Below are 15,395 nucleotides of genomic sequence, written 5' to 3' on the forward strand. Positions count from 1 at the left end.
AGCGTATAGGCTCTTATTCAATAAATTAAAAAATAGAGAACAAAATGAACATATTAGTCACTGGCGGCATGGGTTACATCGGTAGCCACACATGTGTACAAATGATTGAAGCGGGCTTAACGCCAATCATTTTAGACAACTTATACAACAGTAAAGAAGTGGTGCTTGATCGCATTGAAGCTTTGGTTGGTGTAAAACCTCAATTCTATGAGGGTGATATTCGTGATCCTCAAATCTTAGCAACCATCTTTGCTGAAAACCAAATTGATAGTGTGATCCACTTTGCAGGCTTGAAAGCGGTAGGTGAGTCGGTTGAAAAACCTATCATGTATTACGATAACAATGTATCGGGTACTTTGGTATTAGTTGAAGAAATGCGTAAAGCGGGCGTGAATAGTATTGTATTTAGTTCATCTGCAACCGTTTATGGTGATCCTGCATCAGTGCCGATCAATGAAAATTTCCCTACATCAGCAACGAACCCATATGGTCGCAGTAAGCTAATTGTTGAAGAGTGCTTAACGGATATTCAAAAAGCATATCCAGAAATGAGCGTGACATTATTGCGTTACTTTAATCCTGTTGGCTCTCATAAATCAGGCAGCATGGGTGAAGATCCTCAAGGTATCCCAAACAATTTAATGCCTTTCATCTCACAAGTCGCAGTTGGCCGTCGTGAGTTTTTATCGGTATTTGGTGATGATTACCCAACCGTTGATGGCACTGGCGTTCGTGACTATATCCATGTGGTGGACTTGGCTGATGGACATTTAGCCGCACTGAAGTACAAAGGTAAAGAAGCCGGCCTTCATATCTATAATTTGGGTACAGGTAAAGGCTACAGTGTTTTACAGATGGCTGAAGCGTTCTCTAAAACAGCAGGTGTTTCGGTTCCGCATAAAATTGCCCCACGTCGTCCAGGCGATATCGCAGAATGTTGGGCAGACCCAGCTAAAGCGCGTGAAGAGTTGAAGTGGGAAGCGAAGTTGTCTCTTGATGATATGACAGAAGATACGTGGCGCTGGCAGTCGAATAACCCGAAAGGGTACTAAAAGCAGGACGCTTCGCTACGAGGACGGACTTCGTCCTCGAGGGGTGAGTAAGAGCGAAAAGCTAGGATTCTGAGGTGATCGTGGTGGTTATAGAGTTCATAATACTGTTCTCTCCCCTGAATCCTCTGCACGAAGCGTCCTGAAACCTAAGATCAAAAAAATGCCCACAGGCTACAAACCTGCGGGCATTTTATTATTTGCAGAGATTTGAAACTATACGCTGCGCTAACTAGAGACTATAAGAACAAAAGCGAATACAGCGCTTGCTTTTGATTTTATAGGAGCGAAGCGGTCTAGTTTCTAGTCAGCAAAGCGTATAGTTCTACTTAAAAAGAACTTCACCTGACATTTCAGCTGGAATTGCTGTATCAGTTAGCGCTAGCATAGTTGGAGCTAGGTCAGACAGTTTACCGTCTTCTTTAAATTCAACTGCTTTGCTACCAACGTAGATAAGAGGTACAGGAAGGTTAGTGTGAGCTGTGTGAACGCCGCCTGTTTCAGGGTTGATCATCATTTCAGCATTACCGTGGTCGGCAGTGATCAGCATTTGACCATCCACTTCTTTGATAGCTTCAACTACTTTACCGATGCACTCATCAAGTGCTTCCATTGCTTTAACTGCAGCTTCGTATACGCCAGTGTGGCCAACCATGTCACAGTTAGGGAAGTTACAAACGATAGCGTCATACTTACCAGATTTGATTGCAGCAACTAATTTCTCAGTTAGCTCAGGAGCGCTCATTTCAGGTTGTAGGTCGTAAGTTGCTACTTTTGGAGAAGCAACCAGTTGACGCTCTTCGCCTTCAAACTCGTCTTCGATACCGCCGTTGAAGAAGAAAGTAACGTGTGCGTATTTTTCAGTTTCAGAAATACGTAGCTGAGTTTTACCTTCTTTAGATAACCATTCGCCGTAGGTATTTTCTAGAGACGCAGGAGCGAATGCACAAAGAAGAGGGATGTTTGCAGCGTATTGAGTCAGCATAACAAAATCGATTGCTGGGAATACGTTACGAGCAAAACCATCGAAATCAGGAACGAATGCACGTGTGATTTCACGAGCACGGTCAGCACGGTAGTTCATGAAGATTACTGCATCGCCATCAACGATTGCTGCTGATTCTTCGCCTTCTGCTTTGATTTCAGTTGCTTGTACAAACTCATCGTTTTCTTCACGAGCGTAAGCTGCTTCAAGACCTTCAACAGCAGAATCAAAAGTAAATTCACCTTTTGCTTCTGTCATTAGCTCGTAAGATTTTTGTACGCGATCCCAGTTGTTGTCACGGTCCATTGCGTAGTAACGACCAATTAGAGAAGCAACACGGCCTTTGCCTAGCTTAGCGAATAGCTCTTGGAAGTTTTTCAAAGAGTTTTCAGCTGAACGAGGTGGGAGTATCACGTCCGTCTAAGAAGCAGTGTAGGTAGATTTTTTCTGCGCCACGTGCCGCTGCCATTTCTACTGCTGCGTAGATATGATCTTCATGAGAGTGAACGCCACCTGGAGACATAAGGCCCATGATGTGAACAGCTTTGTCTGCTTTAACTGCTTTGTCGATAGCGTTAACAAGTGTTTCGTTCTCTTGGAATTCACCATCAGAAATTGCTTTAGTGATGCGAGTAAGATCTTGATATACAACACGACCAGCGCCGATGTTAGTGTGACCTACTTCTGAGTTACCCATTTGACCATCAGGTAGACCAACGTCCATACCAGATGCAGAAATTAGTGTGTTTGGTTGAGTAGCCATTAGGCCATCAAGAACTGGAGTATTTGCGTTAGTGATTGCGTTATCTGCTTGAGCTTCACGGTGACCGTAACCATCAAGAATAACTAGAGCCATAGGCTTTTTAGCTGACATAAAGGTGTTCCTCGTCAATAACTTAATAAATTTGAATAAATAACTTTGTGTAATTTTACTACAAAGTGAGTGAAGGAGCCAGAGACTATACGCTGTGCTAACTAGAGACTAGACCGCTTCGCTTCTATAAAAGCAAAAGCTAAGAGCATGGAGTTCAGATCGCTACGCTTGCAGAATTTAGAGGTGATCGTGGTGGCTACAGCGATCGCAATACAGTTCCTCCCCTTGAGTGATGTATTGTTGAGATTGACGATGTTGATATAAGGGGAGGCTAGGAGGGGTTGGTAATATAGAGCTAGAAACTATACGCTGCGCTAACTAGAAACTAGACCACTTCGTTTCTATAAAAGCAAAAGCAAAAGCAAAAACCAAGGGCAAGCGCCGTGCTCGCTTTTGATTTTATAGTCTCTAGAGCGAAGCGTTCTAGTTAGCGAAGCGTATAGTCTCCAACAACTTACTATGCTTCACAAACAGCCACGCGCTAATTCCACCCAACACATTCCCTATCGCTATCCCAACAAACAGTCCTTCCATTCCGTAAAAATGACTACCAACCCAAGCCGTCGGCAAGGTAAATACAAACAATCTCATGAAACTCCAACTGAAAGAATGTAACGGTTTTTGCATCGCATTTAGGCTACTAACAAGCACCATCACAATCCCTTGGAATCCATAACTGAAGGGCACACAAATCAAATACATCCAGAGGCCGTGTTGTACGGCGTCATCTTGGCTGAATAGATGAGAGAGCGGAATACTCAATGGAACAATCAAAATATAAAGAAACAGTTGGAAAAAGACGGAGAACTTCATTGCTAAGAAGATCGCTTCTTTGACTCGCTCTGGCTGTTTCGCTCCGAGATTTTGCGCTACAAATGGGCTTAGTGAAGAGGTCAATGCCATTATCACTAATAGCATTAATGACTCGACCCGTTGCGCTGCACCATAAGAGGCAACCGCGACGGTACCTTGACTAGCAAGCATCATCATTAAAATAGCCCCTGAGATAGGATTTAATGCATTTGATAGTGCAGCTGGCGAGCCGATTTTTAAGATCTGTTGCCAGTCTTGTTTCATTTCTGATGGCTTTGGTGGTGCGAGTAGTTTTACTTTTCGAGTGAGTACATAGAAAGAACCAAGCAATGCACCAAACCAACTCACGCCACTGGCTATTGCAGCGCCTTGAATACCCAGTTCAGGAAAAGGGCCATAACCAAAGATAAGTAGAGGATCGAGTACGCCATTGATTAGCCCTGCCAGCATCATGATTTTGGCGGGTGTGGTGGTATCGCCGGTTGCTCGAATAGCACTGTTGCTCGACATTGGAATAACAAGCAGCGGAATGGTGAGATACCAAATGGACATGTATTGGTCGATCAGTGGCAATAGCTTGTCTTCTGCACCTAATAATCGAAACAGTGGGTCGATGGTAAAGAAGCCAATGACACAAGCAATAAGGATAAGAATGACCGCTAAGATTAAACCGTGCGTGGTTAATTGACTCGCGTGTTTACTGTTGCCTTGTCCGAGTAAACGTCCGATAGAAGCTGATAATCCAACCCCAATACCCATCGTAATGCAGTTCACCGCAAAGGTAACAGGGAAGGTAAAACTCACCGCAGCAAGGGCATCAGTACCAAGCAATGAAATAAAGAAGGTATCCACCAAGTTGAATAGAAGAATCGCAACCATGCCAAACACCATAGGAGTGGTGAGTTTTTGTAATACATCGGCGATAGGTTGGGTTAGTAAACCGTGTTTATCTAGCATGGTTTTCTCGAGTGGTGGCGGGATGGGTAGTGTAGCAGTAAGAGCAGAGGCGCAACAAGTTGCTTAAGGTTAAAGGGCGCTTCGCTTAAGGAGGACTTCGTCCCAGAGGAGAGCATAGAGCAGAATTCAGATCGCTACGCTTGCAGGTTTCAGGGGGCTCGCTTTTGATCTTTCTGAAACCTGAGACCTGAATCCTCGGCTTTTGCTTTTATAGAAGCAAAGCGGTCTAGTTAGCGTAGCGTATAGCCTCTAGTTCTTTAAAAATTTAGCTCTGAAGCCCTTGCAATCCCCCCCTAAAAACCCCATTAATAAACCAAAGCCAAATCATGGCACTTTATTTTTAAATGGAAAATTATCAGGAGACGCCCAATGAATATCCGTCCTTTACATGACCGTGTGATCGTTGAACGCCAAGAAGTTGAATCAAAATCTGCAGGTGGCATCGTGCTAACTGGTTCAGCGGCTGAAAAATCAACGCGCGGTACGGTTCTAGCTGCTGGCAAAGGCCGCATTCTAGAGAATGGTTCTGTACAACCATTAGACGTAAAAGTTGGCGATTCAGTGATCTTTGCAGAAGGCAACATCAAGGTTGAGAAGATCGAAGGCAAAGAAGTATTGATCATGTCTGAATACAACATTCTGGCTATTGTTGAATAATCAGCTCTCGTTGAGTAATTCGTTGTTCGAAATCTGCTATTTTCGATACTAAAAGCGATATTAAGAAAAGAATTTAAAAAGGAAAGTAAAGATGGCTGCTAAAGGACGTTAAATTTGGTAATGACGCACGAATCAAAATGCTAGAAGGTGTAAACGTTCTGGCTGACGCGGTTAAAGTAACTTTAGGTCCTAAAGGCCGTAACGTTGTTTTAGATAAATCATTTGGCGCACCAACTATCACTAAAGATGGTGTTTCTGTTGCACGTGAAATCGAACTTGAAGATAAGTTCCAAAACATGGGCGCACAAATGGTTAAAGAAGTGGCTTCGCAAGCGAATGACGCGGCGGGCGACGGAACAACAACTGCGACAGTTCTTGCTCAAGCTATCATTGCTGAAGGCCTAAAAGCGGTTGCTGCTGGTATGAACCCAATGGATCTTAAACGTGGTATCGACAAAGCTGTAATTGCTGCGGTTGAAGCACTAAAAGATCTATCTGTTCCATGTGCTGATACAAAAGCTATCGCGCAAGTAGGTACTATCTCTGCAAACTCTGATTCTACTGTTGGTAATCTTATTGCTGAAGCAATGGAAAAAGTAGGTCGTGACGGTGTTATCACTGTTGAAGAAGGCCAAGCACTTCAAGACGAATTAGACGTTGTTGAAGGTATGCAGTTTGATCGTGGTTACCTATCTCCATATTTCGTAAATAACCAAGAAGCGGGTTCTGTTGATCTAGAAAGCCCATTCATCTTGCTGGTTGATAAAAAAGTATCAAATATTCGTGAATTGCTTCCAACTCTTGAAGCAGTAGCGAAAGCATCTCGTCCTCTTCTTATCATCGCTGAAGATGTTGAAGGCGAAGCGCTTGCTACTTTAGTTGTGAACAACATGCGTGGTATCGTTAAAGTTGCTGCTGTTAAAGCACCTGGTTTTGGTGACCGTCGTAAAGCTATGCTACAAGACATCGCGGTTCTAACTGCGGGTTCTGTGATTTCAGAAGAGATTGGTCTAGAGCTTGAAAAAGTAGTTCTTGAAGATCTTGGCCAAGCGAAGCGTGTAACTATCACAAAAGAAACAACAACTATCATCGATGGTTCTGGTGAAGAGACTATTATTTCTGGCCGTGTTACTCAAATTCGTCAACAAATCGAAGACGCAACGTCTGACTACGATAAAGAAAAACTTCAAGAGCGTGTAGCTAAACTAGCTGGCGGTGTTGCAGTAATCAAAGTTGGTGCTGCTACTGAAGTTGAGATGAAAGAGAAGAAAGATCGTGTTGAAGATGCACTTCACGCAACTCGCGCTGCGGTTGAAGAGGGTGTTGTTGCTGGTGGTGGTGTTGCACTTATCCGCGCTGCATCTAAAGTTGCTGGTCTTGAAGGCGACAACGAAGAGCAAAACGTAGGTATCCGTGTAGCACTTCGTGCAATGGAAGCGCCTATCCGTCAAATCACTAAGAATGCGGGTGAAGAAGATTCAGTAGTTGCTAACAACGTTCGCGCTGGTGAAGGTAACTACGGTTACAACGCTGCAACTGGCGTTTACGGCGACATGATCGAGATGGGTATTCTTGACCCAACTAAAGTTACGCGTTCTGCACTTCAGTTCGCTGCATCTGTTGCGGGTCTTATGATCACAACTGAAGCGATGATCACTGATAAGCCACAAGATTCTGGTCCTGCTATGCCTGATATGGGCGGCATGGGTGGAATGGGCGGTATGATGTAAACATCCCCTGAGCCTATTGTCTAAATAGACAAGCGTTCAAATTGAGAGCCGAGGTTAACTTATTCGTAAGTGCCTCGGTTTTTTTATGCTTTGAGACTAGAGGCTATACGCTGTGCTAACTAGAGACTAGATCACTTCGTTCCTATAAAAGCAAAAGCGTTGAGTTTGATAACTTTTATTACCACAATAACTATATCTGCTTTTATAGTCTCTAGAGCGAAGCGTTCTAGTTAGCGGAGCGTATAGTTTCTCAATCAATAGATACAAAAAAGGCCAACCGAAGTTGACCTTTTTACAATTTAAATTCTAATACGAGAATTTAAAAAATTAAGCTTTTGCTTCAGCTGCTGCTTTAGCGATAGCTGCAAAGCTTTTCGCGTCAAGAGCTGCGCCGCCAACTAGAGCACCATCGATGTCTGGTTGTGCGAAGTATGCTGCTGCGTTTTCAGGTTTAACAGAACCGCCGTATTGGATAACAACGTTCTTAGCAACTTCTTCAGATTTCTCAGCAATGTGAGCACGGATTTGAGCGTGAATGCGTTGTGCATCTTCAGCTGTAGCTGCTTTACCAGTACCGATAGCCCAGATTGGTTCGTAAGCGATGATAGCGCCTTCAAGAGCGTCAACGCCTTGAGTGTTGATAACAGCGTCAAGTTGACGTGCACAAACAGCCATAGTTTCGCCAGCTTCGTTTTGTGCATCAGATTCACCGATACAAAGAACTGGAGTTAGGCCGTTCTCTTTTAGGAATGCAAATTTCTTAGCAACAAACTCGTCTGATTCAGCGTGGTATTCACGACGCTCAGAGTGACCGATGATGATGTGGCTAGCACCAAATTCTTTAAGCATTGCTGGAGACATGTCGCCAGTGAATGCACCGCTGTTGTTTAGGTCAGTGTTTTGAGCACCTAGGATGATTGCGCTGCCAGCTTCAGTAAGCGTACGCTCAGCAAGGTCAACGAAAAGTGCTGGTGGAGCAACTGCAACGTCTACGCCTGTAACGCCTTCAAGTTCAGCGTTAAGACCGTTTAGTAGATCAACAACCATTTCTTTGCTGCCGTTTAGTTTCCAGTTACCCATAACTACAGGATGACGCATAGGATTCTCTCCAATTCAAATTAATGTAAAAAACTTGCGTAAAAATATAACAGATTTTGCGACAGATTTAGTGTCTAAAATCATTTTTATGCATAATTTTAGTGCTTTTATTTCGAGATGCGAAAAATTATTAGCTGTAATGTAGAAATATGGGGGTGATCTTAAATGTGATTCATTAGGCACTTTTTTATTGAGGAGATTGTAACTTATCCTCTTTGCCCTAATGATGGAAAAATAATCATTTATTCAGTCGTATAATAAAAGGAAGTAACGATGCCGCATTTAGTTATGGAATACTCAAACTCAGCAGAAGACCGTTTAAATATGCAGGGGCTGCTAGAAGATTTACATCAGGTGATGATTGATTCGGAGTTATTTTCCAGTAAAGATGTGAAATCTAGAGCCATTAGAGTTCATTCTTGGTTAGTGGGGGATAAAGGAAATAGTGCTGATTTTATCCATATTACTGTAGATTTATTATCGGGCAGAACTATGGAGCAGAAAAGAGAGTTAAGTCGTCGATTAATGGGTATTTTAGTAGAGCAAGCAAGTCACATTGACAGTTTAACTATCAATGTGCGAGATATGGATCAAGAAAGTTTTCAGAAAGTAGGTTAATTTCTACTGAGCACCAATACTGAGTAATTAATGTTTTGTGTTATTAGAAACGCGATTATTTGCATCTGGGAATTGAATAATTTCTGCGGTTTGGATTTCACCAAGTGGATTATTGAGTGAATCGCTAAAGCGTATAAATTGTTTACTAAGCTCTTGTCCTAATAAAATATTAACATGATTTGGGTTGTTACCTCTTTCAATAATGCGGTTGATACGATTTTGTTGTGCTCGCAAATATTCCTGATGATTCTCTGGTAAGCTATCAATCAATTCCATACTGAGCTGATGACGTAATTGCTCTAGTTGGTCTAGGTCGGTTTCGGCTAATGTTTTCAGTTCATCGAAAGAAGGTAAGCTAGTGTGATTAGGTGAACATGGCATTGGCTAATTCCTCATGTTTGCATTAATGAATTTAGCTTAGTTGGTGTTTTGTGATTTTGAGAAGATGGAATGGGGGATATTGAAGGGCTGTCTCGTTTGTGAGATAACTATACGCTGCGCTAACTAGAACGCTTCGCTCTAGAAACTATAAAATCAAAGCACTTACGTTTTAATATATTCGATCTCAAGTCAATTATATATGCACTTATAGTCTCTAGTTAGCGCAGTGTATAGTTTCTAGTTTAAAAAAACCGCAGATGCTCTCACACCCACGGTTGTCAAATTTATTCAAAGAACTTAGCTCTTCCTCGCTCCTCGAGCGAAGCGTCCTCGCCTCTCGTCCCTGATCTTAAAGAATAAAATCTCTAACTTCTTTGTCTTTACGCTCTAGATAATGAATCGACTTAATACGACGAATTGTACGACAGCGACCACGAATAAGCAGTGTCTCAGTTGTTGCAATATTACCTTGGCGAGTAATACCTTCCAGTAAATCACCCTTGGTGATACCAGTTGCTGCGAAAACAACATCATCGCTGCGTGCCATGTCTGTCATTTTTAAGATAACGTTCGCTTTCACGCCCATTTCTTCACAACGCTTTAATTCTTCTTCACCGTGAATACGGTTTTCTTCCGTATCGCCTTTTACTTCATGACGAGGAAGAAGACGAGCTTGCATATCACCATCTAAAGCTCGAATAACTGCAGCAGAAACCACACCTTCAGGTGCGCCACCGATGCAATACATTACGTCAACTTCGCTATCTGGCATACATGTTAAGATCGATGCTGCTACATCACCATCAGGCACAGCAAATACACGAACACCCATCTTTTGCATTTTAGAAATCGTCTCATCATGACGAGGTTTAGCAAGCGTGGTTACTACTAGTGTATCCAGTGTTTTACCTAGTGCTTTTGCGATGTTTTCTAGGTTTTCTTCTAGAGAAAGAGCTAAGTCGATAGCGCCTTTAGCAGCAGGACCAACAACCAATTTCTCCATATACATATCAGGTGCTTTTAAGAAGCTACCTTTTTCACCAGCAGCCAATACAGCAAGAGCATTTGATTGCCCCATTGCTGTCATGCGAGTACCTTCGATAGGGTCAACCGCGATATCAACCGCGTCGCCGCCAGTACCAACGTGTTCGCCAATATATAGCATAGGTGCATCATCGATTTCACCTTCACCAATAACAATCTCGCCACTGATATCAGTTTTGTTCAGAAGTGTGCGCATTACTTCAACAGCAGCACCATCAGCAGCGTTTTTATCGCCACGGCCAAGCCATTTGTAACCAGCCAGTGCGGCACCTTCAGTAACTCGAGAAAAAGCCATTGCTAAATCGCGTTTCATATTTGCTCCGAATAAATCGATGAATTTAAAAATCGCGGAGATTTTATCACAACAAAAAGGGAAACGTTTGCTTTTTGAGTGGTGAATATGCTTTTTTAAAAAGAGTAAGATGACTTATAAGAAAAACCTGCTGTTTTTACTCATAATAATAGGAAAGAAATTCTGGTGTAAGAATGAAGTTCGTTTTAATCTTAAGAAAGTAAGTCAGCAGTAAGTAAATTCTGCTGTTTTTTTGTTCATGTGGTGTGTTTTAATGAATAACACTATGGCAGAATTTCAATTGCTGAGTAAAATAGAAAATAAGTCAGCAGAGAAAATATTCTCTCTGCATTCCAATGAAGATTACAGTTAAGGTGGCAGGAATGTCTTTAGAAATATTAGAACAACTAGAAGCTAAAGTTCAGATGGCAGTAGATACAATCGCACTGCTACAAATGGAAGTTGAAGAATTAAAAGAAACGAACGCAGCGCTTGCTCAAGATCTTGAGCAAGCAAATAACGGTCGCTCTGTAGTTGAGCAAGAAGCTCAAAAAGCACGTGATGAACAAGCTCAATTCGAAGCTCGCATCCGTGGTCTACTAGGTAAAATGGATGAAGTAGAGTAATAGATCAGGGACGAGAGGCGAGGACGCTTTGCTCGAGGAGTGAGGAAGATCTTGGTTCTGTGAATTATTTGAAACCGTAGGTGTGAAAGCATCTGCGGTTTTTTTATGCTAGAAACTATACGCTGCGCTGACTAGAGACTATAAAAGAAAAAGCGAGGGTCTCAGGTTTCAGGAAGATATGAGGTAGTGCTTTGGCTTTTAGCTCCTCCCCTTTATCACGGCTGTTATTTGGTTGTGAGTATCAATATAAGGGGAGGCAGGGAGGGGTTGTAAATGATGAAGTTGAGTTTATCCGCATAACATGAACATGGCATAGACCAACCCCCTCTAACTCCCCCTTGGATTGACTATGTAGATCTCATTGCAATGGCAATAAAGGGGGAGAACCATTCTTTGTCGCTATAATTACAACGATCACCTCTGAACTCTGCAAGGGAGCCTGCGACCGATCTGAATTCTGCTCTATTCTTCTTCACTCATATCTTCTAACGGCTCTTGAGAAATCACAATTCCCGTAGAATCTGCATATAAATGATCTTCAGGTAAAAAGGTAACGCTACCAAAATTAACTGCGACATCAACCTCCCCAATCCCTTGTTTTGCTGCGCCAACAGGGATAGATGCGAGTGCTTGAATACCAATTTCAATTTCTTCTAGATAATCGACTTCACGTACACAGCCGTAAATAACTAAACCTTCCCAGCCATTATGAGCTGCTTTTGCGGCGAGATCTGCATCAACTAATGCGCGACGTAATGAACCACCACCATCAACAAGCAATACGCGACCTTCGCCTTTTTCATCAAGTAATTGACTGATTAAACCATTATCTTCAAAACATTTAATAGTAGTAATTTGACCTGAAAAAGAGGTGTTTGCACCAAAATGGCTGAACATAGGTTCAACAACATCAACTTGATCTAAGTAAATGTCACACAGTGCTGAAGTATTATATTCCATGAAGATATTTACCTTACTATTGGTGATTTTGATGATTTACTATACTGGCTTTATAGTGCATTACTATGACAAGCCACAAGGTTATATAGATAAATATAGTCCAATTGAGAAGAAAATATTGGTAAATAATGCGCACTGTACGACGGTCCCCATCATTGGTCGGATAGCTTCTCCATTAGGAGCTTGCATAACAGAAATAACATGCTTAACAACAAGGGGAATAGTTAATAAGAATAACCAACCTGTTAGAGAGTGAATTTGAGTAGCACTAAAAATAGCAAGAGATATGAAACTTACTGACATTAATATCGCATGATATTTTCTTCCCCAACTTGCACCCATTCGAACTACTAAGGATCATTTTTCCACACGCCTCGTCATTTTCAATGTCGCGTAAGTTATTAATATTTAATACTGCAACGGCTAAAAGGCCACAGGAAATTGCTGGTAATAGAAGTGAAGACGACAAATGACCAGTATGCAAATAATAGGTACCAGCTACACCCAACAAACCAAAAAATATGAATACAGATATATCACCTAAGCCACGGTAGCCATAAGGCTTATTTCCCATGGTATAAGCAATAGCTGCCCCAATAGCGAGTAAACCAAGGATAATAAACCCGATAATATCCATGGTTTGATTTAATGAAATAAAGACTAAAATTAAGCCACTAATAATAGTAAGAACAATATTTATTCCAATGGCTTTTTTCATTGTAGCTTGAGTGACTAAACCCGACTGCATTGCACGTTGTGGGCCTAAGCGATCGTCATTATCAGTTCCTTTAACTGCATCTCCGTAATCATTCGCTAAGTTAGATAAAATTTGTAATAAGGTTGCGGTAACAAACGCCATGAGAGTGATAGTGGCAGAGACGTGATTGTTCCAATAAGCCAATGCTGAGCCTGTCATAATAGAAGCAAGAGCAAGAGGCAGTGTTTTTGGACGTGCAGCACTGAGCCAAATAGCAAAAGGAGAAGTTTTCATAGCATCGCAAAAAATAGTGAATAGAGCCTCTATTATTCACTATTTTTGGAAGAACCCCAAATTTGAAAAGAAAAAGAGGGTCAGTTTAAAACCACTAGCCTATTTTCCCGGTATCAATCAACTGTTGCAGCAACGGACGAATGATCAATTCCATCGCAAAACTCATCTTTCCCCCAGGGACGACAAGAGTGTTGTGACGGGACATGAAAGAACCATCAATCATGGCAAGTAAGTAAGGGAAATCTACATTGCGAATACCACGGAAGCGGATCACAACAAAGCTTTCGTCCAAACTCGGAATACCTTTGGCGTTGAGTGGATTTGAAGTATCCACTGTAGGTACGCGCTGAAAGTTAATATGAGTACGAGAGAATTGCGGTGTGATGTAGTTGAGATAATCATCCATTGAACGAACAATTGAATCCATCACAGCTTCTCTTGAATGACCGCGATCACGAGTATCTCGAACGAATTTTTGTATCCACTCAAGGTTTACAATCGGTACCATGCCTATCAATAAATCGACGTGCTGTGATACATCAATATCCCCATCAACTACACCACCGTGTAATCCTTCATAAAAAAGCACATCGGTGTTCTCTGGCAGATCTTGCCATGGAGTAAATGTTCCCGGCATTTGATTGAAGGGCACAGCTTCATCAAAGGTATGTAAATAACGACGATATTGACCTGTACCATCGATACCATACTGGCGAAAGAACCCCTCAAGAGCTGGAAAATCGTTAGCTTGAGGTCCAAAGTAGCTTATATGCTTACCTTGTTCTTTGGCTTTACGAATTTCAAGGTCCATTTCTGGACGAGTAAATCGATGAAAACTATCACCTTCAAGCCATGATGCTTTGATATCCATCATATTGAACATTTTTCGGAAGGCTTCAGAAGTCGTAGTTGTACCCGCTCCGGATGAACCAGTAACGGCGATAATTGGATGTTTTGCGGACATGACAAACCCTGTCGGTTATTCTTGGCATCAAGCCTTAATGCCGGAATGTTATAACAGGGTTGCGTTAAATGATACGTTATCGTTTGAAAATTGTGATTGATTGAAAATGATTATTCAAATTCATGATTGGTAAGGTTAGGGTTGAAACGGGCTTTAGTTTGAATATCGACGGTTTCATGTAACTCTGAAAACACCACCATCGCTTCGCCACTTTTAAGTAATAACTTAATTTGCTCTATTTTATCTTGATGGCTGCATTCCATCTCACCGTAATCGGTGCCTTCACGAAGTACAAATTCTGAAATCAAGTTTTCTAGGGTTTCTGGTGCGATATCTTGCCAAGGAATGATCATACTGCTTACTCATCCATTTTATTAACGACTAGGGTTAGAGAATTTTTTGAAACCACTTATTTACGGTTGTCTCTAACCAAAAATTTGGTTTGGTGAATGAACCATTAATAAAGCCCACATGACCACCATGTTCTGTTAGTTGATAGTGTACACAGTTAGGAAGGGGATGAGTAGGGATCACCGCTTTTGTCATAAATGGATCGTCTTTAGAGTGAATAATTCGGGTCGGAATATCTATGTTATCTAAAAACTGCAAACCGCTGCATTGTTGATAATAGTCTTGTGCATTCTTGTAGCCGTGCATAGGGGCTGTGAGTAAATTATCAAATTGCAGGAGATCGGGAATGGCTGCAATCATCGTTTTATCTAAACCTACGATCGCTTTTCTACTTCCGTTGATCTTTCTGATGCTGCTGGCTTTCAATGATCGTAATAAATACGTTTGATAAACACGAGAAAAACCGTACTGAATGCGCTCTGAGCAAGCGGCCAAATCTAAGGGCGCAGAAATAACGGTTGCTGCATTTAATAATGTGTTTGTTTTGTACTTAGCAAGATAATTGACCAACATATTACCACCCAGAGAGATCCCAGTTGCGACTTTTACTCGGTTTGGAAAACGTTTATCTAGCATTTTGATAAAAAAACGCGCGTCTTCCGTTTCTCCTGAGTGATAGGCTCTGGCTAAACGGTTTGGTACGTCACTGCAACCTCGAAAATGCATCATTACGCCTAACCAACCTTGCTCTTTAGCGGCGGAGAGTAATCCATTCGCGTATGGGCTTTCAAAGCTGCCTTCTAAACCATGAAATAAAATGAAGATCGGTTTATCTCCGGCTTTATTTGGATTTTCGCTCCATGCTAAATCTACAAAATCACCATCAGGTAGCTCTAAACGCTGCCAATATGCATTAAACAGAGGATTTCTACGCAATAAGCGAGGTAACAATGTTTGAATATGTGCGTTGGATAATCCTGAGGCAGGAGTAAATGAGTCCATCAT

13 protein-coding genes and 2 pseudogenes are annotated in these 15,395 nt (G+C 41.8%); 5 read left to right on the forward strand and 10 right to left on the reverse strand.

The features are described 5' to 3' along the window. Positions 1-44: 44 nt before the first annotated feature. Positions 45-1,052, forward strand: a complete 1,008-nt coding sequence (gene galE / locus ACU5DF_RS19890) for a UDP-glucose 4-epimerase GalE (protein WP_446713940.1) — start codon at positions 45-47, stop codon at positions 1,050-1,052. A 322-nt stretch (positions 1,053-1,374) separates the two neighbouring features. Here galE and gpmM read toward each other — a convergent pair. Beyond that, positions 1,375-2,908: pseudogene (gene gpmM / locus ACU5DF_RS19895) on the reverse strand (2,3-bisphosphoglycerate-independent phosphoglycerate mutase). A 423-nt stretch (positions 2,909-3,331) separates the two neighbouring features. Beyond that, positions 3,332-4,678: an MATE family efflux transporter gene (locus tag ACU5DF_RS19900; protein ID WP_446713941.1), complete on the reverse strand. Its 1,347-nt coding sequence runs from the start codon at positions 4,676-4,678 to the stop codon at positions 3,332-3,334. A gap of 369 nt (positions 4,679-5,047) precedes the next feature. Here ACU5DF_RS19900 and ACU5DF_RS19905 point away from each other — a divergent pair, with 369 nt between their 5' ends. Both ACU5DF_RS19905 and groL read left to right on the forward strand, forming a co-directional pair. Beyond that, positions 5,048-5,335 (forward strand): co-chaperone GroES, encoded by a 288-nt coding sequence (locus ACU5DF_RS19905; RefSeq protein ID WP_045103080.1) that lies wholly within the window; start codon positions 5,048-5,050, stop codon positions 5,333-5,335. 95 nt (positions 5,336-5,430) lie between these two features. Further along, positions 5,431-7,065 carry a chaperonin GroEL gene (gene groL / locus ACU5DF_RS19910; RefSeq protein WP_446714283.1) on the forward strand — a complete coding sequence of 545 codons (1,635 nt, stop codon included), beginning with the start codon at positions 5,431-5,433 and terminating at the stop codon, positions 7,063-7,065. Between the two features lie 327 nt (positions 7,066-7,392). Here groL and tpiA read toward each other — a convergent pair whose 3' ends face one another. Then, positions 7,393-8,163: a triose-phosphate isomerase gene (gene tpiA, locus ACU5DF_RS19915; protein ID WP_446713942.1), complete on the reverse strand. Its 771-nt coding sequence runs from the start codon at positions 8,161-8,163 to the stop codon at positions 7,393-7,395. 273 nt (positions 8,164-8,436) lie between these two features. Here tpiA and ACU5DF_RS19920 point away from each other — a divergent pair, with 273 nt between their 5' ends. Then, positions 8,437-8,781: a 5-carboxymethyl-2-hydroxymuconate Delta-isomerase gene (locus ACU5DF_RS19920; RefSeq protein ID WP_045103076.1), complete on the forward strand. Its 345-nt coding sequence runs from the start codon at positions 8,437-8,439 to the stop codon at positions 8,779-8,781. Positions 8,782-8,808: 27 nt separating this feature from the next. Here the strand turns inward: ACU5DF_RS19920 and ACU5DF_RS19925 are convergent, their stop codons facing one another. Together ACU5DF_RS19925 and glpX are read right to left on the reverse strand one after the other, a co-directional pair. Then, positions 8,809-9,162 (reverse strand): DUF3135 domain-containing protein, encoded by a 354-nt coding sequence (locus ACU5DF_RS19925; RefSeq protein ID WP_446713943.1) that lies wholly within the window; start codon positions 9,160-9,162, stop codon positions 8,809-8,811. Between the two features lie 349 nt (positions 9,163-9,511). Continuing rightward, positions 9,512-10,519, reverse strand: a complete 1,008-nt coding sequence (glpX, locus tag ACU5DF_RS19930; protein ID WP_446713944.1) for a class II fructose-bisphosphatase — start codon at positions 10,517-10,519, stop codon at positions 9,512-9,514. 362 nt (positions 10,520-10,881) lie between these two features. Between glpX and zapB the strand changes: the two genes are divergently transcribed. Beyond that, a complete protein-coding gene (gene zapB / locus ACU5DF_RS19935; RefSeq protein ID WP_446713945.1) occupies positions 10,882-11,124 on the forward strand; it encodes a cell division protein ZapB in 243 nt (80 codons plus the stop codon). 462 nt (positions 11,125-11,586) lie between these two features. Here zapB and rraA read toward each other — a convergent pair whose 3' ends face one another. The 5 genes and pseudogenes from rraA to ACU5DF_RS19960 all read right to left on the reverse strand — a co-directional run bounded on the left by rraA (position 11,587) and on the right by ACU5DF_RS19960 (position 15,395). Beyond that, on the reverse strand, positions 11,587-12,084 hold the full coding sequence (gene rraA / locus ACU5DF_RS19940; RefSeq protein WP_446713946.1) for a ribonuclease E activity regulator RraA: 498 nt from the start codon (positions 12,082-12,084) through the stop codon (positions 11,587-11,589). An 81-nt stretch (positions 12,085-12,165) separates the two neighbouring features. Next, positions 12,166-13,075 (reverse strand): annotated as a pseudogene (locus tag ACU5DF_RS19945) (1,4-dihydroxy-2-naphthoate polyprenyltransferase). A gap of 94 nt (positions 13,076-13,169) precedes the next feature. After that, on the reverse strand, positions 13,170-14,039 hold the full coding sequence (locus ACU5DF_RS19950; protein ID WP_446713947.1) for a phosphoribulokinase: 870 nt from the start codon (positions 14,037-14,039) through the stop codon (positions 13,170-13,172). Between the two features lie 110 nt (positions 14,040-14,149). Then, the gene (locus ACU5DF_RS19955; protein WP_446713948.1) at positions 14,150-14,392 is read right to left on the reverse strand and encodes a YheU family protein; all 243 of its coding nucleotides are present in this window, start codon (positions 14,390-14,392) and stop codon (positions 14,150-14,152) included. A gap of 34 nt (positions 14,393-14,426) precedes the next feature. Next, on the reverse strand, positions 14,427-15,395 hold the full coding sequence (locus ACU5DF_RS19960; protein WP_446713949.1) for a hydrolase: 969 nt from the start codon (positions 15,393-15,395) through the stop codon (positions 14,427-14,429).

It is taken from the genome of Aliivibrio wodanis (genome assembly GCF_052920805.1).